Origin of the sequence: Neorhizobium sp. LMR1-1-1.1 (assembly GCF_040675795.1) — a bacterium.
Classification (GTDB): Bacteria; Pseudomonadota; Alphaproteobacteria; order Rhizobiales; family Rhizobiaceae; genus Neorhizobium; species Neorhizobium cellulosilyticum.
Genome location: NZ_JBEGHE010000069.1, coordinates 1 through 25909 on the forward strand (window position 1 = coordinate 1; position 25909 = coordinate 25909).

Here is a 25909-nt window from a genome sequence, read left to right on the forward strand (position 1 = left end):
CCGTCAGATCGAACAGCGGAAATGACATCAGAAATTCCTCCCGGTTCATAAGCGTCTTTGAAGTTGACATAGATGTTATCGATAACATATGCAATCGAAAACAAAACGCGGGAGTGAGAAATGAAGCGTAATTGCTTGGTATCGATCCTCATCCTGAAAGCAAAAGCGGTAGCCTGAAGGATTGCCGTTTACGTGGTATTCCCATCACCCAAACGCCGATTTTTTCCGCCCGCGCAACCGATCTTGTTTGCTGGATAGCGGCTCTCAAGTGCTGCCTTGTCGCAAGACATTATAGCCTGTTTTTGTGATCTTCGCCGCACTTCGGTTTTCCAGCATGGCAATCATCTGTTCGGCCGCCTGCGCGCCGATTACGAAGCTGTCCACGTTGATGGTGGCGATCCCAGGGTCGGACACCGATGCCATTTCATAGTTCCCGAAGCCGGCGATGGCGATATCGCGTGGCAGGACCAACCCATGGGTTCAGTCCACATGAAAGCCCCTGACCACCCACCTGCGAGCGCTGCCTTTGCATCGCGTTCAAGACAGCTCAGAGTTCCTCAAGGCTTTCATTCAGCGCTTCGATGTTTCTTAAGCGTTTGCGGCCCTCGGTGCCCGCCTTTTCGAGGCATCGTGTGATCAGCAGATGGCACAATGCCATCAGGGCCGTGTGATTGAACAGGGGGCCGGGGGCGAATGTCTGGCATTGCATATGCCATGTCGCCCGCGTGTCGAAGGGTGCGCCTTCGTCGGTAACATAGAGAAGCTTCGCCTTCGATTTGCGAACCTGGGTGAGGATGGCATCGGCCTGAGCAGTCCGGCGGCGCAGGGCGAAGAAGACCACGACGTCGTCCTCCCGAAGGCTGACGAAATGCTCGCCCAGTGTCTGGCCGGCGGCGGGAACGGCGACGATATCCTCGATCACCTGCGTCAGCTGCCATTGCAGATAGGAAGCGAAAGGGTGGCTGCTGCGAAAGCCGATCACCCAGACTTTTCGGGCCGCCATCATCGCGTCGGTCACCGCCGTGATCTGGCCGTCAGAAATGGAGAGAAACGTCGCTTCAAGATTGGCCATGCTTTGCGCGACATGCGCCTGCATGGATTGTGCTGTCGATGCATCGGTCGCGGTTGCCAGGAATAGCCGCGAGCCCGTCTGCTTTTCTGCGCGCGCGTGGCGGCGGGCTTCCTCATAGGTCTCATAACCCAGATGTTGGATGAAACGGGTGACGGTTGCCTTGGAAACATGCGCCAATGCCGCCAGTTCCTGGGCGGAATAGCTGGCGAGTTCGCCAGGAAAATCGCAGACGAATTCACCGAGCCGCTTTTCGGCGGGTCGAAGATCGGGCAGGGCCTGCCTTACGCGATAGAGGAACGACCTGTCCTTGGTCACGGGAAACTCCGCCATGTCATCAGCGGGCGGAATGTCGCTTGGAGTTGTTACGCTTGCAACAGGAAATATGTCCCGGCGGTCGGGCGATGACGCCCCTGTCACCGTGCGATCCTTTTCCTTGCCGGAGGTGCCGCGATGCGGGAAAGAAGCAGTGCAACGGCGGAACGGATCGGCGCGATGACCGGGGCGGATAAGAGGCGCTGCAGATCATCGGCGGCCTGACCAAGCGGGCCGCCGCCGATGATCACGGCTTCTGCGCCGTCCTGTTCGAAACATTCGCGCACTGCGACCGCCAGTGCCGCATGGAGGCGCTGAGGATCGGATGCAAGCGCTACCGGATCTCCGCTCGTGAGTCGCGTGCCGGTGAAGAACGGGGTCAGGCCCAATGCATCGGCTTTTCCGGCAAAGCTTCCGACAAGATCCGGTGTTACTGTCGCGATGCCGAAGCGTCGCCCACCGAGCGAGGCTTCAAGCATGCTCGCTTCGCATATGCCGACCACCGGAATATCGCAAATCTCCCGCAGCCGATCGAGCCCCGGGTCGCCGAAGGCGCTGATGATCAATCCATCCGACTTGCCTGATTTGGCCAGCCCCATTTCGATGACGCCGTCGGTGGCTGCGCCAAGCTGCTTCTCATCAAGGATCATCGGCACGCCACCGGCCGCGGTGACGCCCTCGATGGTCGTCTCCGCAGGCAGATATTTGCGTGCGATATCGGTCATCATGGCTGTGGTGGCCGCTGATGTATTCGGGTTGATCAAGGTGATATGCGTCATGTCTCGAGCCGTGCACGACCGCACGACTGCCTCCCTTTGTCATTGCGTTTTTTATTGTGCTTCAGTTCAGGCATATTGAATGCAGGCGATATTGCCCGTCTCTCCGATCGGCTTCAAGAGCGGCACGTCCCTGAGGCATATGTCCGAGGCCTGGCCGCAGCGCGGTGCGAACGCGCAGCCGGGCGGCATAGCGGCAAGATCTGGTGGCGAACCGGGTATCGTCACCAGCCGGTCGCGGCCATGCGCGAGTTCGACACGGGCGCCGAGAAGACCCTTGGTATAGGGATGTTTCGGATCGCGGATGATGTCGCCGACCCTGCCTTCCTCGACAATCCGGCCGGCATACATGACGGCGATGCGGTCTGCCACTTCGGCCGCGACGCCGATATCATGGGTGACGAAGATGACCGAGAGGCCGTATTCCTTCTGCAGCTCGCGGATCAGAAGCAGGATCTGGATCTGAACCGTCGCATCTAGCGCGGTCGTCGGCTCGTCGGCGAGGAGGACTTTCGGATTGCAGGCAAGTGCCATGGCGATCATCGAGCGCTGCAGCATGCCGCCCGACATTTCATGCGGGTAATTCTTCAGCCGCCGTTCGGGCGAGGGAATGCGCACTTTCTGAAAGAGTGCGAGTGCCCGTTCGGTCGCTGCCTGCCGCGACACTTTTTCGTGCCGCATGATGGTTTCCTCGATCTGCCGGCCAATCGTGTAGACCGGATCGAGCGCGAGACGCGGCTCCTGGAAGACCATCGAGACGGTGGCGCCGCGCAATTGGCCGAGTTCGCGTGTCGAAAGCGCCATCACATCGCGACCGGACACGGTCATGCTGCCGGCGATATCCGTGCCCTTCGGATGCAGGCGAAGCAGGGAGCGCATGGTGACGCTCTTGCCCGAACCGGATTCGCCGAGAAGCGCCACCACTTCGCCGGCCTTGACCGACAGGCTGACGCCGTTAACGGCTTTCACCGGCTTGCGGCTGCGATGGAAGGTAACTGAGAGGTCGCGGATATCGATAACTGTCTGCTCTTCACTCATCTCAGGCCTCCATCAATTCGAGTGCAGGTTTTGGTGCATGGCTGTGGCCGGAGCCGGGAACCGACATCAGGCAGGCGGCCTGCTGTTCTCCCGAGACGACCGCAAGGGGAGGGGGCGTGGCAGAACAGACGCCTTCCGCCATGCTGCACCGGGTGTGGAACCGACAGCCCGATGGCGGGTCGATCGGGTTCGGCGGATCGCCGGAAAGCGGCGGTTCCTCGGTGCGCTCCGCCGGATCCATCTTCGGCATGGAGGCGAGGAGGGCGGCTGAGTAGGGGTGTTTCGTATTCTCGTAGATCGCCTCGCGCGTGCCGACCTCGGCGACCTTGCCGAGATACATGACCATCACCCGGTCGCACATGAAGCGCACGACGTTGAGATCGTGGCTGATGAACAGATAGGTCAGGCCGAAATCGCGCTTGAGATCAAGAAGCAGATTGAGCACCTGCGCTTCAACCGATTTGTCGAGTGCCGAAACGGCTTCGTCGAGGATGACAAGGCGCGGTTCGAGCGCCAGAGCGCGGGCGATGTTGACACGCTGTCTCTGGCCGCCGGAGAGTTCGTGCGGATAACGGCCGGCAAAGCGGACCGGTTCAAGGCCGACGCGGTGGAGCAGGTCATGGGCGCGGGCAATCGCCTTTGCCTGCGGCACGCCATGGACGCGGGGGGCAAAGGCGATGGACTCTTCGATTGTCAGGCGCGGATTGAGCGAGGCGTAACTGTCCTGAAACACCATCTGCACCTGTCGCCGGTACTGGGCAAGCGGCAGGGCGGCACCGACCTTTTCACCGTCGAACAGGATCTCACCCTGGTCAGGGATGATCAGTTGCATCAGAAGCCGGGCGGTGGTGGACTTGCCGCAGCCGCTTTCACCGACAACGCCGAGCGTTTCACCTTTCAGGATGTCGAAATCGACGCCATCGACGGCGCGCACGACCTTTTTCGGCTGAAGAAAGCCGCTGCCTTTTACAGGGAAATGCTTGATCAGACCGCGGGCCGAGATCAGCGGCTGAGCCGGGCCGCCGCGTTCACCGAGCGGAAGGTCGGGAATGGTGGTCTCTGCGACTGTCCTCATGATTTCACATCCATTGCCTGGCGCAGGCCGTCCGAGAAAAGGTTGAAACAGATCGAGGTGACGAAAATCATTACGCCGGGAAGGGCGGCGACTGCCGGGTTGTTGTAGATCGCGGTGCGCAGCGTATTCAGCATCAAGCCCCATTCGGCGTCCGGCGGACGCACGCCGAGACCGAGGAAGGAGAGGCCGGAAGCAAGGATCATCGAGACGGAAATCAGGCTGGTGGCGAAGACGAAGATCGGCCCGAGCACGTTGCCGAGAACATGGACGCGGATGATCGTGAATGCCGTGGCGCCGGAGGCACGCGCTGCATCGACATAATCGAGGCTGCGGATCTGGGTGGTGACGCTTTCGGCGACGCGGGCGATCTGCGGGATGAAAACGACGGTAAGCGAAACGAGCGCATTCGTCAGGCCCGAACCGAGTGCGCCGGAAAGGGCGACCGCGAGCAGGACCGAGGGGAAGGCATAGAAGACATCGACCGTGCGCATGATCAGCGTGTTGGTGATGCCGCCGGCATAACCGGCGACGATGCCGATGATCGAGCCGATGACAAAGGCTATCGGCACCGGGATGACGCCCATGATGAGCGACAGGCGGGCGCCGTAGATGAGACGCGAGAGCATGTCGCGGCCGAGTTCGTCGGTGCCGAGAATATAGCTCTCGGTGCCGATAGGTTTCAGCCTTCGGATGACACTGCCCTTGGTCGGGTCGTAAGGGGCGATATAGGGCGCGAGGATGGCGACCACGACGATGATGATGAGGACGGCGAGTGCCGCGAGCGCCACCGGGTCACGGCAGAGACGTTGCAGGACGCCGCTCCAGAAACCGGGGGATTTCGGCACGGCAAGCGGGGTGGGCAAAGTGTCGGCGGTGATGACGGCCATGTTCAGCTCCTCTGGATGCGCGGATCGATGGCGCTTTGCAGCACGTCAACGACGAGATTGACGATGACGAAGAACATTGCGAGCACCAGGATCGTGCCCTGTAGGATCGGCAGGTCGCGGGTGAAGATCGCTCCGTTCAGCAGAAAACCAGTGCCGGGCCAGGAGAAGACGGTTTCGATCAGGATCGAGCCGCCAAGCAGGTAACCGAGTTGCAGGCCCATGACGGAAATCGCCGTCGGTGCGGCGTTGCGGATGACGTGGCGCATCACATGTTTCGTCATCAGCCCTTTGGCAGCCAGCGCTTGAACGAAATCCTGCGACAGGATGTCTGCCACCAGCGAGCGGATGGTGCGGGCGATGATGCCCATCGGGATGACCGACATGGTGACGGCCGGCAGGATAAGATACTGGATATAATCCCAGCTGAAGCTTCGTCCGTCCGAACCGCCGGGACCGCCGCCCATCGACGGCAGCCAGCCGAGCGATACGGAAAAGGAGATGACAAGAACCATGCCGAGCCAGTAATGCGGCACGCTGACACCGAGCATGGCAAGACCGGAGGCGATGCGGTCGATCCAACCTCCGCGGAAGACACCGGCGAGGAAGCCGAGGATCGAGCCGAAGGTAAAGCCGATTATAGTGGCGGCAACTGCGAGGATGATCGAGTTGACCGAGGCGCTGAGGATTTCGGCAAGCACCGGGCGGCCGGTGGCGATTGAATTGCCGAGATCGCCTTGCAGGGCATGCCAGGCCCAGAGCGCGTATTGCACCGGAAGCGGCTGGTCGAGACCGTAGAAGGAGCGCATCTGCGCCTGCAATTCGAGCGAGGCATCTGTCGGCAGGATGGCGGCGAGAGGATCGCCGGGGGCGATATGGATGAGCATGAAGCAGACGATGCTGACCCCGATCGCGACGGGTATGACATGCAGAAGCCGTTTAAAGGCGTAGACGAGCATGAGCTTCTCCGGAAAACCTGAACGAGTGGGATCGCGCCCTTTAGGGCACGATCCGGGCGTTGGGCATCAGGGATCGACGGTGATCGGCGAGAAATCCTGGAACCAGTTCTGCGCCTGCACGAAACCCTTGACTTTGGTGTTCATGGCTCGCGGGTTGACGTCATGCGTCACCATCAGGAACAGCGCATCGTTGACATATTTCTCGTGGACCTGCTGCAGCACCTTGTCCTGTTCGGCGGCATCGAAGGTGGTGCGCACCTTGTTGAACAGGGCATCCATTTCCGGGTCACAGTAATAACCCCAGTTGGTGCCGTTCGGCGGTGCGAGGTTGCACTGCGACTGGCGGATAAGCGCGGTGAAGGGGTCCTGGATGAAGTAGCTGTAGTTGACAGCCGTCGCGCCCTTGGCGCTGGCATCCTTGGCGCCAGCGCGCCAGACATTGATGACCGTGTTCCAGTCCATCACCTCGTATTCGACATTGATGCCGATTTCGGCGAGCGTCTGCTGGATATATTCGTTCATCGCGAGCGGCAGCATCTGGCCCGAACCGGAGGACGAGATGACGACCTTGGTGGTGATCGGCTTGTCCGGACCGTAGCCCGCTTCCGCCATCAGCTTCTTGGCTTCCTCGACATTGTATTCGAGCTTGAAGTCGGGCTTGCCGAACCACTGGTGGCCGGGCGGAAGATAGCCCTGGGCGGGAATGGACAGACCGCCGAGCAGCTCGTTCAGGCCGTCGCGGTCGACCGCGAGATTTGCGGCCTTGCGGACGCGAACATCGTTCCACGGCGAGCCTTCGACGCGGGACAGATGCCAGGTCCAGTTATGCGGATAGGCATTGGTGACGATGGAGAACCCTGCATCCTTCAGCGACTTGACGGAATCCGGTGCCGGGGCTTCGATCCAGTCGACCTGGCCGGAACGCAGAGCTGCAACGCGGGTATTCGGTTCCGGCAGCGGGATCAGCACCAGCTTGTCTAGCTTAGGGATGCGAGCTGTATCCCAATAATCCTTGTTGGGTGTCAGTTCGGCACGTTCGCGCGGGGTAAATCCGCTTTCCATCTTCCACGGGCCGGTGCCGGACGGATGCTGCGCGACCTTTTCCCAGCTCTTGCCCTGGGCTTCCCAGTTTGCCGGCGAGGACATCAGGATCCAGCTGATCTGGTAGGGCAGGGTCGCATCAGGAGACTTGGTGACGATCTCGACGGTCTTTGGATCGGTCGCCTTGTAGCTGGCAACCGCCGGAATGCGCGATTTGCCCTGCGCCGACTGGCGCTGGTCGAATTGCGGGGCGTCGGTCTTCAGGAGCTTGTCGAGGTTCCAGACGACGGCATCGGCGTTGAAGACGCTTCCGTCATGGAATTTCACGCCGTCACGCAGCTTGAATGTCCATTTGGTATGGTCGGCCGGGTCGACAGTCCAGGCCGTCGCAAGGCTGGGGATCAGCGCAGAGGGCTTGTCGGCTCTGCTGAGGTCCCACTCAATCAGCGAATTGTAGACCGTGTATCCCATGAAGCGCTGGCCTTCGCCGCCTTGGTCCGTCTGACCGGTGGTCAGGGGAATATCGGATGCCGTCATGCCAATCCGGAGCGTCCCGGCAGCAAACGCCGAGCTGGCAGTGGCAGCAAAAGCCACGCCGAGTATCGTCGCCGTCCGCAGGGTCTTCAAAAATCCCCCGTCACGCCAGTTCCTCAAAGATGTTTTTGTCATACCGTTCCCTCTTTTTTAATCTGTGCTGGACTTTTGCCCAGTCGAATAAAGAGAAGCAGGTTTCATGCCAACAAATGTGAAACTGAAATTTCATAATTTTGTCAGTTGTTTAGATTTTTTCTCCGAGGGTAAGGCGATGCGTTACAAGTGTATCTGATAAAAAATCAGGCATGGGACGGGTCAGATATGGGCAGTTGAGAACATAGGATATGGAGGCCTGAGATCAGCTATTCGCATCAGCGGTACGAGCATCGGTTTTCCTCAAAATCGCTCGGCATTGACTTTATGGTCGAGTTTTTCGGAACTCATCCCTATTGGGATGCAGATATCTGAAAGCCTCGCTAATCTCTGCAAACCTTAGCTGTCGATGGCAGATACGAGGCCGCAGATGTCCGGCAGTAGCGCATTCCGGTTGTTCGGGCTCCAGATGGCATGAAGTTCGGCAACACATTCTTGCTGCAGATCCATCGGGCGAAACACGACGTTGTCGAAACAGGCGTTCTGTGTGCCGGCGGGCACGATTGCCAGACCTATTCCGGCACTGACCAACGATAGGATCGCCTGCGAGTGGGTCATGCTTTGAACGATCCGGGGTGTGACTGAATTGTCAGCCATCAGTCTCGTCAGTTTGTCGTGGAGATAGCGGGCTGGCGTCGAGAAGCTGATAAAGGGTTCGCCGTTGAGTGCATCCAGGCCAGGGCGGCGCTTGGTGGCGAGTGGATGTGCACGAGGTATGGCCAGCATCATGGGCTCTTGCGCAACAGAGATACTTTCGAGATGGTGTGTGCCGGCAAGCGGACGTGAGAGGCCAAGGTCGATATCGCCAGCATTGATGGCTTGAAGCTGCTCGGACGTTTCCATCTGCACAAGCTCCAGCTCGATCTGCGGTGCTGCGGCGCGCGCTTGACCTATGAATTTGGGCAGGAAACTATATGTGGCGGCTCCGACAAAGGCGATCTTTATGGATCCGGCGCTGCCCCGCGCAGCCCTCCGTGTTGCCGTTATCGCGGCGTCGCTTTGCTCAAGTAACCTTTGTGCTTCGGCAAGAAACGTCATTCCCGCAGCAGTGAGTGTGACGCGACGGCTCGTGCGCTCCACCAGTTTCACATCGAGTTCCTGCTCCAGCAGCCTGATTTGCCGGCTGAGCGGTGGCTGGGTGATGTTCAGTCGTCTGGCTGCCCGGCTGAAATTCAGCTCGGATGCCAGAATAACAAAGGATCGGACCTGACCCATATCCAACATCTATTCAATCCTTGTATCGATATTCAATAATAATCGACTTGGACTTAAATTGATCTCGAGATTATTGGTCAAGCGAGGATGTGGCTCCGAGCAGCCGAACATGGGGTGGAAACATGGACACGCAGTTGCCAGTAGCGAATGATCCGCAAAGTACGACGGTCGGAGCCGACAGTATTGCCTGGATCAAGCTGTCGTCGGTCTTCTTGCCACTGAAGACGCCGATCAGCGATGCGAAAGTGCTCACCGGACGACAAAAGCCGCTGACGGAAGTGGCGTTCCTCTTCGCTGAAATCGAGACGAAGCACGGTCACAGCGGCATTGGCTTCAGCTATTCCAAACGCGCCGGCGGGCCGGGACAATATGAGCATGCAAAAGAAATCGCCCATGTCCTGATCGGCGAAGACCCGAACGATATAGGCAAGCTTTGGAACAAACTCTGCTGGGCGGGGGCTTCCGTTGGGCGCAGCGGACTTGCGGTGCAGGCAATCGCTGCCTTTGACGTCGCGCTGTGGGATCTGAAAGCCAAGCGTGCCGGACTGCCGCTTGCCAAACTGCTCGGCGCACATCGCGACAGCGTGCAATGCTACAATACGTCCGGTGGCTTTCTTTCCTCGCCGATCGAAGAGGTACTCGACAACGTCGAGCAGTCGATCGCGGCCGGCATTGGCGGGATCAAGATCAAGGTCGGGCAACCGGATATGGCGGTTGACCTCAAGCGCGTCGCCGCCGTGCATGACCGGATCGGTGGCCGTGCTGCAATGATGGTCGATGCCAATCAGCAATGGGACCGCCCGAATGCGATGCGTTTCGGTCGGCTCATGGAGCCTTACAATCTAACCTGGATTGAGGAGCCGCTCGACGCGTATGACGTCGAAGGACATGCCGCGCTGGCAGCCCAGCTCGATACGCCAATCGCGACCGGTGAGATGTTGGCGAGCGTGCTGGAGCATATTGCGCTCATCCAGAATAATTCTGTCGACTTCATCCAGCCGGACGCACCGCGTGTCGGTGGCATCACGCAGTTCCTGAAGATCTGTGCGCTGGCTGAGGCGAAAAAGCTGCAGCTCGCGCCGCATTTTGCCATGGAAATCCATCTGCATCTCGCTGCAGCCTACGAACTTGAGCCTTGGGTAGAGCATTTTGATTGGCTTGATCCCCTGTTCAACGAGCGGCTGGAAATCAAGGGGGGACACATGCTGGTGCCCAACCGGCCCGGACTTGGGATCACGCTATCAGAGCAGGCGGGACATTGGACGCGCGGCACGGCCGAATTCGGCAAGAAACCTTGAATCAGGCGGTGCCGCGAGCAACGATGTGGAAGTCGATATCGATCATCGCCTCTACACTTGTATCACCCGCTATTTTTCGAAGAATCGAGCGGGCCGCCTTGGTGCCGATATCGCGACGGTCGATACGGACCGTTGTCAGCGGCGGATGGGTGTGCGGGGCGAAATCGAAATCGCCAAACCCTATGATGGCGAGATCCCCCGGCATGTTGCAGCCGCGTGCATGAGCTTCAGCCAGTGCGCCATGCGCGACCACGTCCGATGAGCAAAAGACGCCGAGCGAGCCTCCTCCGCGATCGAGAAGTTGCGCCATCGCCATGCGTCCGTCGCGGAAGGTGGAGGGTGAATTCATATCCAGTTCCGGCAACTCGACCTCGGCAATCCCTTTCAGCCGATTGACGAAACCATCGCGGCGCTGAACGGCGCGCGGGTCGTTGGCGCCGACCTGCGCATAGCGGTCATAGCCCCGGATTAGCAGATGCTCGGCAACCAGCCGACCGACTGCCGCATGGGAAAAGCCGACGGCGGTGTCGAGCGGCGAGGGGGTAGAGTCCCATATTTCCACTATAGGCAGTGACGCGCCCGTGAGCATGGCGCGGGTTTCCTTCATATGGGTAATGCCGGTGAGGATGATGCCGTCCGGCCGGCGGGCAAGAATGGCACGGGTCAGTTCCAGCTCGCGGCCGGGGTCATAGCCTGACAGGCCGAGCAGAAGCTGATAGCCTGCGGAGACGAGTTCGGCATTGAGCCCTTCAATGGTTTCGGCAAAAATGGTGCTGGCGACCGAAGGGACGATCGCGGCGATCAGCCTCGTGCGGCGTGAAGCCAGGCCGCCGGCAAGCAGATTTGGCACATAGCCGGTGCGGGCAATGACCTTTTCGATCGCTTCCAGTGTGTGCGGCTTGACCAGCGCCGGAGTGTTGATGGCGCGCGAAACGGTGACCGGCGAGACGCCGGCGAGTTTGGCTATATCGGCAAGCGTCACCGGACCGCCGTGCCTGATATGCTTGCTTTTGTCGTAATCGGTCATGACACTCATTCCTGTGAAAATGAGTTACGCTTTCATTATAGCTTTTATCAAGCGATAAATGGAAAAATTTGGCGATAAAAGTTCTAATCAATTGAAATTAATGATTTAAAATTTTTCACGTCGCGGTTGCGGATGAGGATTTTGAAGTTACAATGAAAGCGCTTTCATTTCTTCGTCGGAGGGTCGGGGAATGGAGGATTGGGACCGGCAGGAGGCCGGATAATTGGAGGAAATAATATGAAGCTCAAACGTTTCATGACGATTGCGGCCGCTGCGACCGCTATCTGTGTCGTCGGCTTGCAACCGAGCCACGCGCAGGATTATCCGACCAAGACCGTGACCGTCGTCGTGCCATTCGCAGCGGGCGGCAATACCGATACGTTCGGCCGTCTCGTTGCCGAGGAACTGGACAAGCGCCTTGGGCAACGTTTCATCGTGGAGAACAAGCCTGGCGCGGGTGGTAACATCGGTCTGGGCGACCTCGCTCGTTCGAAGCCTGACGGCTATACGATCGGCATGGGTACGGTCAGCTCCAACGCGATCAACCAGACGCTCTATAAGACGCTGCCTTACGACAAAGAGAAAGGTTTCGCACCTATTTCGCTGATCGCGAGCCTGCCGAACGTGCTCGTTGTCAACCCGGACAAGATCAAGGCGAACAATGTAGAGGAGCTGATCGCGTTCCTGAAAACAGAGCCGGGCAAGCATACCTATGCGTCTTCTGGCGTCGGTACCTCCATCCATCTGGCCGGCGAGCTTCTCGCGACCAAAGCCGGCATCAAGATTACTCACGTTCCATACAAGGGTAGCAGTCAGGCGATCCTCGATGTCGTGGCCGGCCATGTGGATATGATGTTCGACAATATTCCAACGGCCGCCCAGCAGGTGAAGGCGGGCAAGGTGAAGGCGCTGGCTGTCACCAGCCTCGGAAAGGCTGATTTGCTGCCCGACGTGCCGACCATGGCAAGCACGATTCCCGGCTTCGAGGCGACCTCGTGGCATGGCCTCTTCGCTCCTCCCGGCACGCCGCCGGAAATCGTCGAAAAGCTCAGCAAGGAAGTTCAGGCCATTATCGCGGAGCCTGCGATGCAGGAAAAGCTCAAGGCGATGGGCGTGACGCCGGTCGGTAATACGCCGGCCGAGTTCCAGGCTTTTATAGACAAGGAAACGGCAAAGTGGGCTGACGTCATCAAGGCCGCGAACGTGCCGCTGCAATGAGCCAATCTGCCGGCCGGATCCAGTTCCCGGCCGGCATGTCTTTCACACGCGAGTATCATGCCATGCTGAAAATTAGAAACAGCCGCGACTTCGTCGGCGGCGTGACGATGATCTGTGTCGGTTTGCTGTTCATCTGGTTCGGCCGGGAACTTGAAGTCGGGAACTCCTTCCAGATGGGGCCGGGTTACTTCCCGACCATGTTGAGCCTTCTCCTGATGGCTATTGGTGCGTTGATCGTCGTGCAGTCGCTGATGGTCGATGCCGAAGCAGGTGATCCGGAAACCTGGAACTGGAAGGCTTATTTTCTGGTAATTCTCGGACCGATCGGCTTCGGTCTCGCACTTGCGGGGCTTGGTTTGGCGCCGACAATGCTCCTGCTGATCGTCGGCGTAGCGACCGCCAGCCGCTATGCCAATTGGCGACATTCAATTCTGCTCGGACTGTTTCTTGCTGCCTGTTCCGTGTTGCTTTTCACCAAGCTCCTGTCGCTTCCGGTCTCAGCCTTTGGCCCCTGGACCCCCTTTATCGGCGAACTTTTCTAGCGGGCTCTCACAAGTGCTTTCTGACTAGCCGACGAAACGGAATGGATTGCTTATGGATATCTTCTCTAACCTCTGGCTCGGTGCTTCGACCGCCTTCATGCCGATGAACCTGTTCTATGGCTTTATCGGCTGCCTGCTCGGCACCGCGATCGGTGTACTGCCGGGGCTAGGGCCGACGGCGACGATCGCCATGCTGTTGCCGATCACTTTCGGCTTGCCGCCGGAATCGGCACTGATCATGCTGGCTGGCATCTTCTACGGTGCGCAGTATGGTGGCTCGACAACGGCGATCCTGATCAATCTGCCGGGCGAAAGCTCCTCGGTTGTTACTGCAATCGACGGGTATCAGATGGCGCGCAACGGCCGAGCCGGTGCTGCGCTTGCTACGGCGGCACTCGGTTCGTTTTTCGCAGGTACAGTGGCAACCATCCTTCTTGCTGTTGCCGCACCGCCTCTGGCAGCCGTAGCGCTGAATTTCGGGCCGGCGGAATATTTTTCGCTGATGGTGCTGGGTCTCGTCGCTTCGGTTGCGCTCGCCAGTGGGTCGCTGTTGAAGGCATTTGCAATGATCGTCTTCGGATTGATCCTCGGCACGGTCGGCACCGATGTGGAGAGCGGCACGCCGCGTTATGTTTTTGATATTCCCGAACTCTATGACGGTTTGAACTTCGTTGCCGTTAGCATGGGTATCTTCGGGATCTGCGAGATCCTGCGCAACCTGGAAAGCGAGCATGAACGTTCGGTGGGTGTGAAACGCGTCACCGGACTGATGCTGACCAGGCAGGATATCAAGCGGATCATCGCCCCCGTCCTTCGCGGCACCGCCCTCGGTTCCTTTCTCGGGATCCTGCCCGGCGGTGGAGCGATGCTTGCCTCGTTTGCTTCCTATGCGATGGAAAAACGGATTTCCCCAAACCGCGCCGAATTCGGCAAAGGGGCGATCGAAGGCGTTGCAGCACCGGAATCCGCCAACAATGCCGGCGCGCAGACCTCATTCATTCCGATGCTGACGCTCGGCATTCCTGGCAACCCGGTGATGGCGTTGATGGTCGGCGCCATGATCATACAGGGTATTACCCCCGGTCCGAACGTCATCTCGGACGAACCGGCTCTGTTCTGGGGTATGATTGTTTCAATGTGGTCGGGCAACCTCATGCTTGTCATCCTCAACCTGCCGCTGATCGGGCTCTGGGTGAAAATGCTAACCGTGCCGTATCATCTCCTCTTCCCTGCTATTATCGGCTTCTGTTGCATCGGCGCCTACAGCATCAACAACAGCGTCTTCGACGTATTCGTCATGGCGGGTTTCAGCGTCATCGGCTTTGCGCTCAGCAAAATGCGGTTCGAACCGGCGCCGTTGCTTCTGGGCTTCATTCTTGGGCCGATGCTGGAGGAGAATTTGCGCCGTGCGATGCTGATCAGCCAGGGCGATCCGTCGATTTTCGTGCGCAGCCCGCTCAGCCTTTCGCTTCTGATCTTCGCCGTCGTGGTTCTGGCGCTCGTGCTTTCGCCGAGCATCAGCCGCAAGCGCGAAGAGGCATTTACGGAGTAGGACGCAATGATGCAGGATCTGAAATCCGCCCTTACCGGCATATCCGGCATTCTGGTCACGCCTTACGATCATAACGGCGATATCCTGCCGGAGATGCAGGAGCCGATCATCGATCGGGCGATCGCCGCGGGCGTCCATATCATGGTCGCCAATGGCAATACCGGCGAGTTTTACGCCCTGACGCTCGACGAGGCAGAGGCGATGGTGCAATCTTCGGCCGAACATGTGGCCGGCCGGGTGCCACTGGTAGCCGGCGTCGGGCGAGGCATACGTGATGCCTGTCGGCTGGCATCCGTGTCGCGTCAAGCCGGCGCTTCGGCGCTGATGGTCCATCAGTCACCGGATCCGTTTTCCTCCCCGCGCGGGCTTGTCGATTACGTACGGACGGTGGCGGATGCGGCAGACGGGTTGCCGGTCGTGCTTTATTTGCGCAACGATGCAATCGGCACCAGGGCGATTGCGGATCTGTGCGCGCTGCCCTCCGTCATCGGCGTCAAATGGGCAACGCCAAACCCATTGAAACTATCGGAAGCGATGGCGGCCTGCGATCCGGAGATCGTTTGGGTGGGCGGTCTGGCGGAGATCTGGGCACCGGTATTCTATGCGGTTGGTGCGCGAGGTTTCACGTCCGGCCTCATCAATGTCTGGCCGCAAAGGTCAGTTGCCATTCATGCCGCACTTGCAACGGGTGACTATACGGGCGCCAACCGGCTGATCGACGGCATGAAGGACTTCGAGTCGGTTCGGGCTGAAGAGATGAACGGGACGAATGTGACCGGGGTGAAGGCCGCGCTGGCGCTGATTGGGCATGATTGTGGCCCAGCACGCCCGCCCTCGGCCTGGCCTTTGACGGCACAGCAGCAAGCTGCGCTTTCGGCTTTCATTTCAGGCAACGGAATCAGCTTCTGATGAGCCGATTGGCAGCGCCTTATGGTGCGAGGAGTGAAGAATGACGATCAGGAAAAAGACGTATGAGGAACTGCGCTCGGCGCGCTGGATGATGCCGGACGACCAGCGGTCGTTCGGCCATCGGTCGCGGACCATGCAGATGGGCTATGCGCCGGAAGACTGGGAAGGTCGGCCGATCATTGCGATCATCAACACATGGTCGGATGCGCAGCCCTGCCACATGCACTTTCGCGAACGGGCTGAATGGGTGAAGCGTGGGGTCTTGCAGGCAGGCGGCTTTCCGATGGAACTGCCGGCGCTGTCGCTCTCGGAAAATTTCGTCAAACCGACGACCATGCTCTATCGCAACATGCTGGCAATGGAGGCAGAGGAACTGCTCAGATCGCACCCGATTGATGGTGCGGTGCTGATGGGTGGTTGTGACAAGACCACGCCGGGACTGGTCATGGGCGCGGTGTCGATGGGACTGCCTTTCATCTACCTGCCGGCCGGGCCGATGCTGCGCGGTAACTATGCCGGAAAGGCTCTGGGCTCCGGCACAGACGGCTTCAAATATTGGGATGAACGGCGGGCCGGAACGATTTCAAAAGAGGAATGGCAGGGGGTCGAAGGCGGTATCGCCCGCAGCTACGGCCATTGCATGACCATGGGCACAGCGTCCACGATGACGGCGATTGCCGAGGCGATGGGGCTCACCTTGCCGAATGCTTCCTCCATTCCGGCGGCCGATGCCAACCATCAGCGCATGTCGGCCACCTGCGGCCGGCGGATCGTCGAGATGGTGTGGGAGGATCTGACGCCCGAAAAGGTGATCACGCCGGCTGCTGTCACCAACGCCGTCACAGTGGCGATGGCGACGGGCTGTTCGACCAATGCGATCATCCACCTGATCGCCATGGCGCGCCGCGCCGGCGTGCCGTTGGAACTAGAGGATCTTGACCGCATCGGCCGCACGACGCCGGTTATCGCAAACATCCGTCCTTCAGGCGCGACCTATCTGATGGAGGATTTCTTCTATGCCGGGGGCTTGCGGGCGCTGATGAAGCAGCTTGGCGACAAGCTGGATCCGACCGCTATCACCGTCACAGGCAAGCCGCTCACGGATGGGCTGGATGATGTGAAGATCTGGAACGAGGATGTCATCCGGCCGCTGTCCAATCCCGTCTATCACGAAGGGTCGCTGGCCGTCTTGAAGGGCAATCTTTGCCCGGATGGAGCAGTGATCAAGCCCGCGGCCTGCGATCCGAAATTTCACCGGCACCAGGGTCCGGCATTGGTGGCCGACAGCTATCCGGAACTGAAGAAGATTATCGACGATCCCGATTATCCACTGACGCCGGAAACGGTGCTGGTGCTGCGCAATGCAGGGCCGCAGGGCGGACCGGGAATGCCGGAATGGGGGATGATCCCGATGCCGAAAGCGCTTTTGAAACTCGGCCTGCGGGACATGGTGCGGATTTCCGATGCCCGCATGTCGGGAACGAGTTTCGGGGCCTGCGTGCTGCACGCCGCACCGGAAGCCTTTGTCGGTGGACCGCTGGCCCTGTTGAAAACCGGGGATATGGTGGAACTCGATATTCCGGCCCGCAGCCTCAACATGCTCGTCCCGGATGATGAACTGGCGGCACGCAAGGCTGCCTGGGTATCACCCGAGCCGCTCTACGAGCGGGGCTATGGCTTTATGTTCACCAAACATATCGAACAGGCAGACAAGGGCTGTGACTTCGATTTTCTAAAGACAGAATTCGGTGCCAAAGTGTCTGAGCCGGTGATCAATTAAGCAAGCGTTGAGGGGGCGAAATACCCCCCTTAGTGTCTCATGTTCAGGCCCAGCTGCTCACAGCCTGATGGCATCTTGTGCAGCAAAGTCCGCTTCAAAAGCTTGCTGGTTGTCGTGTCTAAATCGGTCCGGCGCGAGTCGCCCTATTCAGTAGCCGCTTAACCGCTAAGCAGGGCCTGCATTGTTTTTGCGAAGTGTTTCCGGATCTTGTCTCGTGCTACGTGCCGGCCGTTGACGACCTTCTTGTTGCCTGCAGCCCAGACGCTTTCGACTGTGACATCTCCACCGAAAATCCAGTTATCAAGCAGGCTGTCCTCTGCGAGATAGGAGGCATTGCCGGTATCGAGAGCAACGATATCGGCGGGGGCGCCTGCAGCCAGCCCCGCCTTCGTCGCAAGAGCCTGTGCCCCGCCATAAATAGCCGCGTCGAAAAGTCGGCGACCGGTTGATCCGTTCGGTGCCGCAATGACGTTGCGGGCGCGATGAGCGAGACGTTGCGAATATTCGAGCTGGCGCAATTCGCCCGCGAGAGAAATCTGCACGTTGGAATCCGACCCGACGCCGAAGCGGCCGCCCTTTGAAAGGAATGCGGAGGCTGCGAACGTACCGTCACCGAGATTGGCCTCGGTGATCGGGCAGAGACCGGCGACCGCGCCGCTTGTGGCCATATTCGCCACTTCCTGATCCGTCAGGTGGGTGGCGTGGATCAGGCACCAGCGATCATCGACCGGAGCATGATCCAGCAGCCATTCGACCGGGCGCGCACCGGACCATGCGATACAGTCCTCCACTTCCTTGGTCTGTTCGGCGACATGGATATGAACGGGGCAGCCTTCGGCCAGCGGCAGAATGGCGGTAAGCTCGTCGGGCGTGACTGCGCGCAGGCTGTGCGGTGCTATGCCGAGCTGCATGCCGGGTAGTGAGGCCTGCATTGTCCGGCAAGCCTCTATCAGTTGGCCAAAACTCTCTGTCGAATTGATGAAACGGCGCTGGCCGTCGATCGGAGCCTGCCCGCCGAAGCCGGAATGCGCATAAAAGACCGGCAGCAAGGTGAGGCCGATACCCGTCTCGGCGCTCGCCGCGCCGATCCGCTCGGCATGTTCTGCGATATTGGCATAAAGCGAGCCGTCGCGGTCGTGATGCAGATAGTGGAACTCACCGACGCGGCAGAACCCGGATTCGAGCATTTCCATATAGAGCTGTGCCGCAACCGCCTCGATCTGTTCCGGCGTCATCTGCAGGGCGAAACGATACATCAGGACGCGCCAGCTCCAAAAACTGTCGTCTGTCGGTCCGCGAAGTTCGGCCAAGCCGGACATGGCGCGCTGGAATGCGTGGCTGTGAAGATTGCTCATGGCAGGGACGAGAACCGAATGACGCTCGTCGGTTGCCTTGGCGTCAACGCCGAAATCGATATCCGAGATAATCCCGCCCGTGATCGAGATGCGCACATTGGAAGCCCATCCCTGAGGCAGGAGTGCCGAGCCTGCATGAAGCGTCGAAGCAGCCGAATTGGTCATGATTGCCGGTCCGTCGTTGGATTGTCTGATCACGGGTGTATCTTCAGGTGAAGATAAACGCTTGCCAAGATGGCTATTATGTATATACATGTTTACCCATAATGAAAGGCGCAATCAATGTGCGGGAACGAAAACTTGGGCAGTGTTTCTTCCAGTCATTCCGAGCCTCATGCGGGCATCACGGTCTGGACAAATGCGCATCTGGCGACCCTTGCCGAGGGCGCGAATGGGCTTGGCGTCATGGAGAATGGCGCGATCGCGGCCAAGGATGGGCGGATCGTATTCGTCGGCGCTGAGGTCGATCTACCGGCGGATTTGAAGGATGCTGCCTCGATCATCGATTGCGAGGGGCGCTGGATGACGCCGGGTCTGATCGATTGCCATACGCATATCGTCTTCGGCGGCGATCGTGCGATGGAATTCGAGATGCGGCTGGAAGGTGCGACCTATGAGGAAGTTGCGCGCGCAGGCGGCGGTATCGTTTCCTCCGTCAAGGCAACCAATGCGCTTTCCGTCGAAGGCTTGGTCAAGGCGGCGCTGCCGCGTGTCGATACGCTGCTTGCCGAAGGTGTCTCGACGCTTGAGATCAAGTCCGGTTACGGGCTTTCGATCGAAGGTGAGCTCAACATGCTGCGCGCCGCACGCGCACTGGAAAAGGCTCGCCCTGTCCGCGTCATGACCTCCTATCTTGCAGCTCATGCGACGCCGGTCGAATACAGGGGGCGCAACGGCGATTACATCACCGATATCGTGCTGCCGGGCATGGACAAGGCGCATGCCGAAGGTCTGATCGATGCCGTCGACGGATTTTGCGAAGGCATCGCCTTTTCGGTCGAGGAGATGGCTCGTGTCTTCGATCACGCCAAGGCGTTCGGCATTCCGGTAAAGCTGCACGCCGAACAGTTGTCGAACCTTGGCGGGGCAAAAATGGCGGCGTCCTATGGCGCGCTGTCTGCCGATCATCTGGAATATCTCGATGCCGAGGGTGCTGCCGCGATGGCCGAGGCGGGCACGGTGGCCGTAATCCTGCCCGGTGCTTTTTACGCCATCAATGAAACCCAAAAGCCGCCAATCCAGGCGCTGCGCGATGCTGGTGTGAAGATAGCAATCGCCACCGACTGCAATCCCGGCACCTCTCCGCTGACCTCACTGCTTCTGACGATGAACATGTCGGCAACGCTCTTTCGCCTGACGGTGGATGAGTGCATTGCCGGCGCGACCCGTGAGGCGGCGCGGGCTCTCGGACTTCTGCGCCAAACCGGTACGCTGGAAGTCGGCAAGTCCGCCGATCTCGCGATCTGGAATATCCAGCGCCCTGCGGAGCTTGTTTATCGCATCGGCTTCAATCCGCTCTATTCCCGCATCTTCAAAGGCCAGACCATCAAGGGCCAGCAGGTATCCGCATGACGATCACGCTTCATCCGGGCAGCGTCCCGCTTGCCGATCTCGCAAACATCTATTGGGACAATGAACCGGCCGTTCTCGACCGCTCCTTCGATGCGGGCATAGAGAAGGGCGCTCGTCGCATCGCCGAGATCGCCGCCGGCAACGCGCCCGTCTATGGCATCAATACCGGCTTCGGCAAGCTCGCCTCGATCAAGATCGACAGTGCCGATCTTGCCACGCTGCAGCGCAATCTCATCCTGTCGCATTGCTGCGGTATCGGCGCTGCCTTGCCGGAAAACGTCGTGCGGTTGATCATGGCGCTGAAGCTGATCTCGCTTGGTCGCGGCGCTTCGGGCGTCCGGCTGGATCTGGTGCGGCTGATCGAGGGCATGCTGGCAAAGGGCGTCATTCCGGTCATCCCTGAAAAGGGCTCGGTCGGCGCTTCCGGCGACCTTGCACCGCTTGCCCATATGGCAGCCTCGATGATGGGCGAGGGTGAGGCCTTTTTCGCCGGCGAGCGGATGGCTTCCGCCGATGCGCTTGCAAAGGCAGGCCTGACGCCGGTCGTGCTCGCTGCCAAGGAAGGACTGGCCCTCATCAACGGTACCCAGACCTCGACCGCGCTGGCGCTTGCCGGTCTGTTCCGCGCCCATCGCGCCGCACAGACTGCACTGGTTACTGGCGCATTGTCCACCGATGCGGCAATGGGGTCTTCCGCCCCTTTCCATCCGGACATCCATACTTTGCGTGGTCACAAGGGGCAGATCGATGCCGGTGCCGCGCTGCGCCAGCTTCTGACCGGTTCCGAAATCCGCGAAAGCCATATCGAGGGTGACGAACGTGTGCAGGATCCCTATTGCATCCGCTGCCAGCCGCAGGTGGATGGCGCCTGCCTCGACTTGTTGCGACAGGTCGCCCGCACGCTGGAAATCGAAGCCAATGCGGTGACCGACAATCCGCTGGTTCTCTCCGATAGCGAAGTCGTTTCGGGCGGCAATTTCCACGCCGAACCGGTCGCCTTCGCCGCCGACCAGACGGCGCTCGCCATCTGCGAAATCGGCGCGATTGCCCAGCGCCGTGTAGCGCTTCTGGTCGATCCCGCCCTGTCTTATGGCCTGCCGGCGTTTCTCTCGCAAAAACCGGGCCTGAATTCCGGCCTGATGATCGCCGAAGTCACGTCTGCCGCGCTGATGAGCGAAAACAAGCAGATGTCGCATCCGGCCTCGGTGGATTCGACGCCGACTTCGGCTAACCAGGAAGATCATGTTTCCATGGCATGCCACGGTGCCCGCCGCCTGCTGGCGATGACGGAAAACCTGTTCGGCATTCTCGGCATCGAGGCCCTTGCTGCGGTTCAGGGCGTCGAGCTGCGCGGTCCGCTGAAGACCAGCCCGGAGTTGGAAAAGGCCGTGGCGGTGCTGCGCGCTGCCATTCCGTCGCTCGAAGACGATCGCTACATGGCGCCGGATCTTGCTGCCGCGAGTGTCCTCGTTTCATCCGGTGCACTCGCCTCCGCTATTTCTCCCGGCATCCTGCCGGTGCTCGACATCTGATTGCAGAAGAACAACGGGAACAGAAGTCATGACCAATCCGCGCCACAATATCCGCGACGTCCGCTCCCCGCGGGGATCTGAACTCAATGCCAAGAGCTGGACGACGGAAGCGCCGCTTCGCATGCTGATGAACAATCTCGACCCGGACGTGGCCGAGAACCCGCATGAGCTGGTCGTCTATGGCGGTATCGGCCGCGCGGCCCGCACCTGGGACGATTTCGACAAGATCGCCGCAACGCTGAAGACGCTGACCGAAGAAGAAACCCTGCTTGTGCAATCCGGCAAGCCGGTCGGCGTGTTCCGCACCCACAAGGATGCGCCGCGTGTGCTGATCGCCAATTCCAACCTCGTGCCGCATTGGGCGACCTGGGACCATTTCAACGAGCTGGATAAGAAGGGTCTCGCCATGTACGGCCAGATGACCGCCGGTTCGTGGATCTATATCGGCACGCAGGGCATCGTTCAGGGCACGTATGAAACCTTCGTCGAGGCCGGTCGCCAGCATTATAACGGCAGCCTCAAGGGCAAGTGGATATTGACCGGTGGCCTCGGCGGCATGGGCGGCGCCCAGCCGCTTGCCGCCGTCATGGCCGGCGCCTGCTGCCTTGCGGTGGAATGCGACGAGACCCGCATCGATTTTCGCCTGCGCACTCGATATGTCGATGCCAAGGCGAAGACGCTGGACGAAGCATTGGCCTTAATCGCCGAGTGGACGGCCAAGGGCGAAGCCAAATCGGTCGGCCTGCTCGGCAATGCCGCCGAAATCTTCCCGGAACTGGTCAAGCGCATGCAGGCCGGTGGCCCACGCCCCGATATCGTTACCGACCAGACCTCGGCGCATGATCCGCGCAACGGTTATCTGCCGATCGGCTGGACGGTCGAGGAGGCCAAGGCCAAGCGCGAAAGCGATCCGAAGTCGGTTGAAGTCGCCGCCCGCGCATCGATGAAGGCGCATGTCGAAGCCATGGTTGCCTTCTGGGATGCCGGTGTGCCGACGCTCGATTACGGCAACAATATCCGTCAGGTGGCCAAGGATGAGGGGCTGGAAAACGCCTTTGCCTTCCCCGGTTTTGTGCCAGCCTACATCCGTCCGCTCTTTTGCCGCGGCATCGGCCCGTTCCGCTGGGCCGCACTCTCCGGCGATCCGGAGGATATCTACAAGACCGATGCCAAGGTGAAGGAACTGCTGCCGGACAACAAGCACCTGCACAACTGGCTGGACATGGCGAAGGAACGTATTGCGTTTCAGGGACTTCCGGCACGAATTTGCTGGGTGGGTCTCGGTGATCGCCACAAGCTCGGCCTCGCCTTCAACGAAATGGTCCGCAATGGCGAGCTTTCCGCCCCGATCGTCATCGGCCGCGATCATCTCGACAGTGGCTCGGTCGCGTCGCCGAACCGTGAGACGGAAGCGATGAAGGATGGATCGGATGCCGTCTCCGACTGGCCACTGCTCAATGCGCTCCTGAATACCGCATCGGGCGCCACATGGGTGTCGCTGCATCACGGCGGCGGCGTCGGCATGGGCTATTCGCAGCATTCCGGCATGGTGATCTGCGCTGACGGGTCGGAAGATGCCGAGCGCCGTCTGGAGCGAGTGCTGTGGAATGACCCGGCGACCGGCGTCATGCGCCACGCGGATGCGGGATATGAGATCGCCGTTGAATGCGCGACCGAAAAGGGATTGCGTCTCCCTGGCATCCTCGGAAACTGAGCCGATGCGCATTCTTCGTGCAGGCGACCACGAGCGCATGCCGTGGAAGAACGGCAAGGGAGAGACGGTCGAGATCGCCGTCTTTCCTGAAAGCGCGAACGTCGACACATTCGACTGGCGCATCAGCATGGCGCCGGTCGTGTCCGATGGCCTGTTCTCCATCTTTCCGGGCATTGACCGGACGCTGAGCATCCTGACCGGGGATGGCATGATGCTTTCGGTCGAAGGCATGGCGTCGACGATACTTGGCCGTAAATCTATGCCGTTTTCGTTTGCGGGTGATGCCAAGACCGAAGCCGTGCTTCAGGAAGGGCCGATTACCGATCTGAATGTGATGACCCGGCGCGGGCGCTTTTCGCATCGTGTGACACGGGCAGAGCACGGCGGCGAGATCGGGTTCTCTGCTGAGGCGACACTCGTCATCCTCGTTGTGACGGGCAAGGCGCAGGTGTCACAGGTCGAGCTTGGCCCGCTCGACGCCGTGATCCTTGATAATCCGGCAGATAGCCGTGACTTGAGGCTTGAGACCCAAGAGCCCTGTTTCGTCATCGAGATCTTCGCGTCCGCGAGCCACTGACCTGTCAGGCTCGCAACCGCATAAGTCAGCCGTCAGTAGACGTCGCGGAGATACCGCTTGTCCTTCTTCAGGCCGGCCAGATAGTCCGCTGCCTTTTCCGCGGTCATGCCGCCATGTTCGGCGATGATCTCACCGAGCGCAGTGTCGACATCGCGGGCCATGCGGCTGGCATCGCCGCAGACGTAGAAGGAGGCACCGTCTTCCAGCCAGGAAAACAGCGCCTTGCCGTTTTCCTTCATCCGCGTCTGGACATAGATCTTGGCATCCTGATCGCGCGAGAAAGCGAGATCGAGGCGGGTCAGTAGGCCGTCGCGGCTCATCGTCGAAAGCTCGTCTTCATAGATGAAGTCGCTTTCGCGGCGTTGGTCACCGAAGAACAGCCAGTTGCGGCCCTTTGCCCCGCGGGCACGACGTTCCTGCAGGAAGGCGCGGAAAGGGGCAATTCCGGTGCCGGGACCGACCATGATCATCGGCGCATCGTCATTGCCGGGCACGCGAAAAGCCTTGTTCGGCGAGACGAAAATGCCTGCGGAGGCACCCTCAGTCACCCGATCCGCCATATAGGTCGAGCAGACACCGCCGCGATCGCGGTTGGCAGCGTGATAACGGACGCTTGCAACGGTGAGATGGACGCTACCTTCTGCCTCTTTCGGGCTGGACGAGATCGAATAGGCGCGATGTTGAAGCGGCTTCAGAAGATTGATGAACTCGCTTGCAGTCAGGCTGCCTTGCGGAATGAGTGAGATCAGGTCGAGCGTGTCCTTGCTCCACAGAAACGCATCGAGCGCTTCCTTGTCGCCATTGCGGACGACATGGGTGAGTTCCTCGTGGCCGGCACGGCGTTCGACTTCGGCAATCAGGTCGCGCGACGGCGTCGAGATTTCATATTGGGTCGAGAGCCGCGCGCCGAGTGAGGCACCGCTGATTTCTGTTTCGGCCGCAGCGCCGAGCCTTGCGATCAGCAGATCGACCAGTGCCGGATCGTTGACCGGCATGACACCGAGCGCATCACCTGCTTCGTAAACGAGACCACTATCTGCCAGATCGAATTCGAAATGACGGATTTCCTTGGTCGAAGCTGCCCCGGAGAGGCGGCGATTGACCGCCATTGTCGAGACGTAAGGGTTCTTACGGCTCCAGCCGGTTTGTTCTCGTGATGGTGCCGTCGCGGTGGCTGCGCCGGCGACCGGCTTTTCGGCCGCAAGCGGCAGGGTTTCGCCAAACCATGCGGCAGCGGCATCCTCGAAATCGATATCGCAATCTAGACGGGTGGCGATACGCGTGGCGCCGAGCTGTTCGAGGCGTGTGTCGATCAACTTGCCCGCCTGGCAGAAGCCGTCATAGCCGGTATCGCCAAGAGCCAAGACGGCGAACTTCATGCCCTCGAGACGCGGCGCGGTATCGGCGGACAATGCCTCCCAGAAAAGCTGGGCATTGTCCGGCATCTCGCCCTCGCCATAGGTGGAGGTGACGATCACCACATGGCGCATTGCCGCGAGCGCTTCCATCTCGATATCGTCGAGGCCGCGCACCTCCGGCGCCATCCCGAGGCCTTTGGCGGAAGCGGCGGCATCCATGGCCAGATTTTCGGAATTGCCGGTCTGGGTGCCGTAAAGGATATGGATCGGCTGCGCGGCACTAGAAGCCGGAGCGCTGGCGGTATTTTCACCAGCGATGAGGCGCGAATTGAGGCCGGCCATGAAACCGGACAGCCAGGCGCGCTGTTCGCCGTTGAAGGGAGCGTCCTCGGGGATATGCGGGATCATCATCGGCA

At 59.9% G+C, this 25909-nt stretch carries 22 protein-coding genes; 10 read left to right on the forward strand and 12 right to left on the reverse strand.

Annotated features, from left to right (window positions below; translation table 11 throughout):
- Positions 1–264 precede the first annotated feature (264 nt).
- The 9 genes from MRBLMR1_RS27015 to MRBLMR1_RS27055 form a co-directional block, all read right to left on the reverse strand.
- Positions 265–471 carry a substrate-binding domain-containing protein gene (locus tag MRBLMR1_RS27015; RefSeq protein ID WP_148144450.1) on the reverse strand — a complete coding sequence of 69 codons (207 nt, stop codon included), beginning with the start codon at positions 469–471 and terminating at the stop codon, positions 265–267.
- Positions 472–547: 76 nt separating this feature from the next.
- Positions 548–1387, reverse strand: coding sequence for a MurR/RpiR family transcriptional regulator (locus MRBLMR1_RS27020; RefSeq protein ID WP_148144451.1), 840 nt, complete (start codon positions 1385–1387; stop codon positions 548–550).
- A 98-nt stretch (positions 1388–1485) separates the two neighbouring features.
- On the reverse strand, positions 1486–2163 hold the full coding sequence (locus tag MRBLMR1_RS27025) for an aspartate/glutamate racemase family protein (RefSeq protein WP_500066968.1): 678 nt from the start codon (positions 2161–2163) through the stop codon (positions 1486–1488).
- 66 nt (positions 2164–2229) lie between these two features.
- Positions 2230–3198: an ABC transporter ATP-binding protein gene (locus MRBLMR1_RS27030; RefSeq protein WP_500066969.1), complete on the reverse strand. Its 969-nt coding sequence runs from the start codon at positions 3196–3198 to the stop codon at positions 2230–2232.
- A gap of 1 nt (position 3199) precedes the next feature.
- Complete coding sequence (locus tag MRBLMR1_RS27035) at positions 3200–4273, reverse strand: ABC transporter ATP-binding protein (protein ID WP_404945516.1); 1074 nt, start codon at positions 4271–4273, stop codon at positions 3200–3202.
- Positions 4270–5160 carry an ABC transporter permease gene (locus MRBLMR1_RS27040; RefSeq protein WP_500066970.1) on the reverse strand — a complete coding sequence of 297 codons (891 nt, stop codon included), beginning with the start codon at positions 5158–5160 and terminating at the stop codon, positions 4270–4272. Before MRBLMR1_RS27040 ends, MRBLMR1_RS27035 begins: the two co-directional genes overlap by 4 nt.
- 2 nt (positions 5161–5162) lie before the next feature.
- The gene (locus MRBLMR1_RS27045; protein ID WP_500066971.1) at positions 5163–6116 is read right to left on the reverse strand and encodes an ABC transporter permease; all 954 of its coding nucleotides are present in this window, start codon (positions 6114–6116) and stop codon (positions 5163–5165) included.
- A gap of 66 nt (positions 6117–6182) precedes the next feature.
- Positions 6183–7826, reverse strand: coding sequence for an ABC transporter substrate-binding protein (locus MRBLMR1_RS27050; RefSeq protein WP_206827125.1), 1644 nt, complete (start codon positions 7824–7826; stop codon positions 6183–6185).
- A 357-nt stretch (positions 7827–8183) separates the two neighbouring features.
- Positions 8184–9068 carry a LysR family transcriptional regulator gene (locus MRBLMR1_RS27055; RefSeq protein ID WP_148144458.1) on the reverse strand — a complete coding sequence of 295 codons (885 nt, stop codon included), beginning with the start codon at positions 9066–9068 and terminating at the stop codon, positions 8184–8186.
- 113 nt (positions 9069–9181) lie between these two features.
- Between MRBLMR1_RS27055 and MRBLMR1_RS27060 the strand changes: the two genes are divergently transcribed.
- Positions 9182–10357 (forward strand): L-talarate/galactarate dehydratase, encoded by a 1176-nt coding sequence (locus tag MRBLMR1_RS27060; protein ID WP_500066972.1) that lies wholly within the window; start codon positions 9182–9184, stop codon positions 10355–10357.
- Position 10358: 1 nt separating this feature from the next.
- Here MRBLMR1_RS27060 and MRBLMR1_RS27065 read toward each other — a convergent pair whose 3' ends face one another.
- Entirely contained in the window at positions 10359–11384 is a 1026-nt protein-coding gene (locus MRBLMR1_RS27065) for a LacI family DNA-binding transcriptional regulator (protein WP_206827126.1), read from the reverse strand.
- 237 nt (positions 11385–11621) lie between these two features.
- Between MRBLMR1_RS27065 and MRBLMR1_RS27070 the strand changes: the two genes are divergently transcribed.
- From MRBLMR1_RS27070 to araD, 5 genes are read left to right on the forward strand one after another with little or no spacing between them, the layout of a single operon-like run.
- Positions 11622–12602, forward strand: a complete 981-nt coding sequence (locus MRBLMR1_RS27070) for a tripartite tricarboxylate transporter substrate binding protein (RefSeq protein WP_148144461.1) — start codon at positions 11622–11624, stop codon at positions 12600–12602.
- Complete coding sequence (locus MRBLMR1_RS27075; protein ID WP_286194853.1) at positions 12599–13144, forward strand: tripartite tricarboxylate transporter TctB family protein; 546 nt, start codon at positions 12599–12601, stop codon at positions 13142–13144. The genes MRBLMR1_RS27070 and MRBLMR1_RS27075 overlap by 4 nt, the downstream gene beginning before the upstream one ends.
- 52 nt (positions 13145–13196) lie before the next feature.
- On the forward strand, positions 13197–14696 hold the full coding sequence (locus tag MRBLMR1_RS27080; RefSeq protein ID WP_206827128.1) for a tripartite tricarboxylate transporter permease: 1500 nt from the start codon (positions 13197–13199) through the stop codon (positions 14694–14696).
- A 6-nt stretch (positions 14697–14702) separates the two neighbouring features.
- Entirely contained in the window at positions 14703–15605 is a 903-nt protein-coding gene (locus MRBLMR1_RS27085) for a dihydrodipicolinate synthase family protein (protein ID WP_206827129.1), read from the forward strand.
- A 40-nt stretch (positions 15606–15645) separates the two neighbouring features.
- Positions 15646–17385, forward strand: coding sequence for an L-arabinonate dehydratase (gene araD / locus MRBLMR1_RS27090; protein WP_500066973.1), 1740 nt, complete (start codon positions 15646–15648; stop codon positions 17383–17385).
- Between the two features lie 158 nt (positions 17386–17543).
- Here araD and MRBLMR1_RS27095 read toward each other — a convergent pair whose 3' ends face one another.
- The gene (locus MRBLMR1_RS27095) at positions 17544–18905 is read right to left on the reverse strand and encodes a formimidoylglutamate deiminase (protein WP_500067043.1); all 1362 of its coding nucleotides are present in this window, start codon (positions 18903–18905) and stop codon (positions 17544–17546) included.
- A 117-nt stretch (positions 18906–19022) separates the two neighbouring features.
- Here MRBLMR1_RS27095 and hutI point away from each other — a divergent pair, with 117 nt between their 5' ends.
- The 4 genes from hutI to MRBLMR1_RS27115 are packed head-to-tail and all read left to right on the forward strand — an operon-like array spanning position 19023 to position 24135.
- Positions 19023–20312 carry an imidazolonepropionase gene (gene hutI / locus MRBLMR1_RS27100; RefSeq protein ID WP_500066974.1) on the forward strand — a complete coding sequence of 430 codons (1290 nt, stop codon included), beginning with the start codon at positions 19023–19025 and terminating at the stop codon, positions 20310–20312.
- The gene (hutH, locus tag MRBLMR1_RS27105; protein ID WP_206827133.1) at positions 20309–21844 is read left to right on the forward strand and encodes a histidine ammonia-lyase; all 1536 of its coding nucleotides are present in this window, start codon (positions 20309–20311) and stop codon (positions 21842–21844) included. The genes hutI and hutH overlap by 4 nt, the downstream gene beginning before the upstream one ends.
- Positions 21845–21872: 28 nt before the next feature.
- A complete protein-coding gene (gene hutU, locus MRBLMR1_RS27110) occupies positions 21873–23558 on the forward strand; it encodes a urocanate hydratase (protein WP_206827135.1) in 1686 nt (561 codons plus the stop codon).
- A 4-nt stretch (positions 23559–23562) separates the two neighbouring features.
- Entirely contained in the window at positions 23563–24135 is a 573-nt protein-coding gene (locus MRBLMR1_RS27115; RefSeq protein ID WP_148144469.1) for a HutD family protein, read from the forward strand.
- A gap of 32 nt (positions 24136–24167) precedes the next feature.
- Here MRBLMR1_RS27115 and MRBLMR1_RS27120 read toward each other — a convergent pair whose 3' ends face one another.
- Positions 24168–25904 carry a sulfite reductase subunit alpha gene (locus tag MRBLMR1_RS27120; protein ID WP_148144470.1) on the reverse strand — a complete coding sequence of 579 codons (1737 nt, stop codon included), beginning with the start codon at positions 25902–25904 and terminating at the stop codon, positions 24168–24170.
- Positions 25905–25909: the final 5 nt, after the last annotated feature.

Excerpts from the sequence above, each read along its gene's own strand:
- MRBLMR1_RS27055 (WP_148144458.1), bottom strand. The coding sequence starts at position 9,068 with ATGTTGGATATGGGTCAGGTCCGATCCTTTGTTATTCTGGCATCCGAG.
- hutH (WP_206827133.1), top strand. The coding sequence starts at position 20,309 with ATGACGATCACGCTTCATCCGGGCAGCGTCCCGCTTGCCGATCTCGCA.
- MRBLMR1_RS27075 (WP_286194853.1), top strand. The coding sequence starts at position 12,599 with ATGAGCCAATCTGCCGGCCGGATCCAGTTCCCGGCCGGCATGTCTTTC.
- hutI (WP_500066974.1), top strand. The coding sequence starts at position 19,023 with ATGTGCGGGAACGAAAACTTGGGCAGTGTTTCTTCCAGTCATTCCGAG.
- MRBLMR1_RS27030 (WP_500066969.1), bottom strand. The coding sequence starts at position 3,198 with ATGAGTGAAGAGCAGACAGTTATCGATATCCGCGACCTCTCAGTTACC.
- hutU (WP_206827135.1), top strand. The coding sequence starts at position 21,873 with ATGACCAATCCGCGCCACAATATCCGCGACGTCCGCTCCCCGCGGGGA.
- MRBLMR1_RS27120 (WP_148144470.1), bottom strand. The coding sequence starts at position 25,904 with ATGATGATCCCGCATATCCCCGAGGACGCTCCCTTCAACGGCGAACAG.
- MRBLMR1_RS27025 (WP_500066968.1), bottom strand. The coding sequence starts at position 2,163 with ATGACGCATATCACCTTGATCAACCCGAATACATCAGCGGCCACCACA.
- MRBLMR1_RS27045 (WP_500066971.1), bottom strand. The coding sequence starts at position 6,116 with ATGCTCGTCTACGCCTTTAAACGGCTTCTGCATGTCATACCCGTCGCG.
- araD (WP_500066973.1), top strand. The coding sequence starts at position 15,646 with ATGACGATCAGGAAAAAGACGTATGAGGAACTGCGCTCGGCGCGCTGG.
- MRBLMR1_RS27035 (WP_404945516.1), bottom strand. The coding sequence starts at position 4,273 with ATGAGGACAGTCGCAGAGACCACCATTCCCGACCTTCCGCTCGGTGAA.
- MRBLMR1_RS27060 (WP_500066972.1), top strand. The coding sequence starts at position 9,182 with ATGGACACGCAGTTGCCAGTAGCGAATGATCCGCAAAGTACGACGGTC.
- MRBLMR1_RS27085 (WP_206827129.1), top strand. The coding sequence starts at position 14,703 with ATGATGCAGGATCTGAAATCCGCCCTTACCGGCATATCCGGCATTCTG.
- MRBLMR1_RS27115 (WP_148144469.1), top strand. The coding sequence starts at position 23,563 with ATGCGCATTCTTCGTGCAGGCGACCACGAGCGCATGCCGTGGAAGAAC.
- MRBLMR1_RS27065 (WP_206827126.1), bottom strand. The coding sequence starts at position 11,384 with ATGACCGATTACGACAAAAGCAAGCATATCAGGCACGGCGGTCCGGTG.
- MRBLMR1_RS27095 (WP_500067043.1), bottom strand. The coding sequence starts at position 18,905 with ATGACCAATTCGGCTGCTTCGACGCTTCATGCAGGCTCGGCACTCCTG.
- MRBLMR1_RS27070 (WP_148144461.1), top strand. The coding sequence starts at position 11,622 with ATGAAGCTCAAACGTTTCATGACGATTGCGGCCGCTGCGACCGCTATC.
- MRBLMR1_RS27050 (WP_206827125.1), bottom strand. The coding sequence starts at position 7,826 with ATGACAAAAACATCTTTGAGGAACTGGCGTGACGGGGGATTTTTGAAG.
- MRBLMR1_RS27080 (WP_206827128.1), top strand. The coding sequence starts at position 13,197 with ATGGATATCTTCTCTAACCTCTGGCTCGGTGCTTCGACCGCCTTCATG.
- MRBLMR1_RS27040 (WP_500066970.1), bottom strand. The coding sequence starts at position 5,160 with ATGGCCGTCATCACCGCCGACACTTTGCCCACCCCGCTTGCCGTGCCG.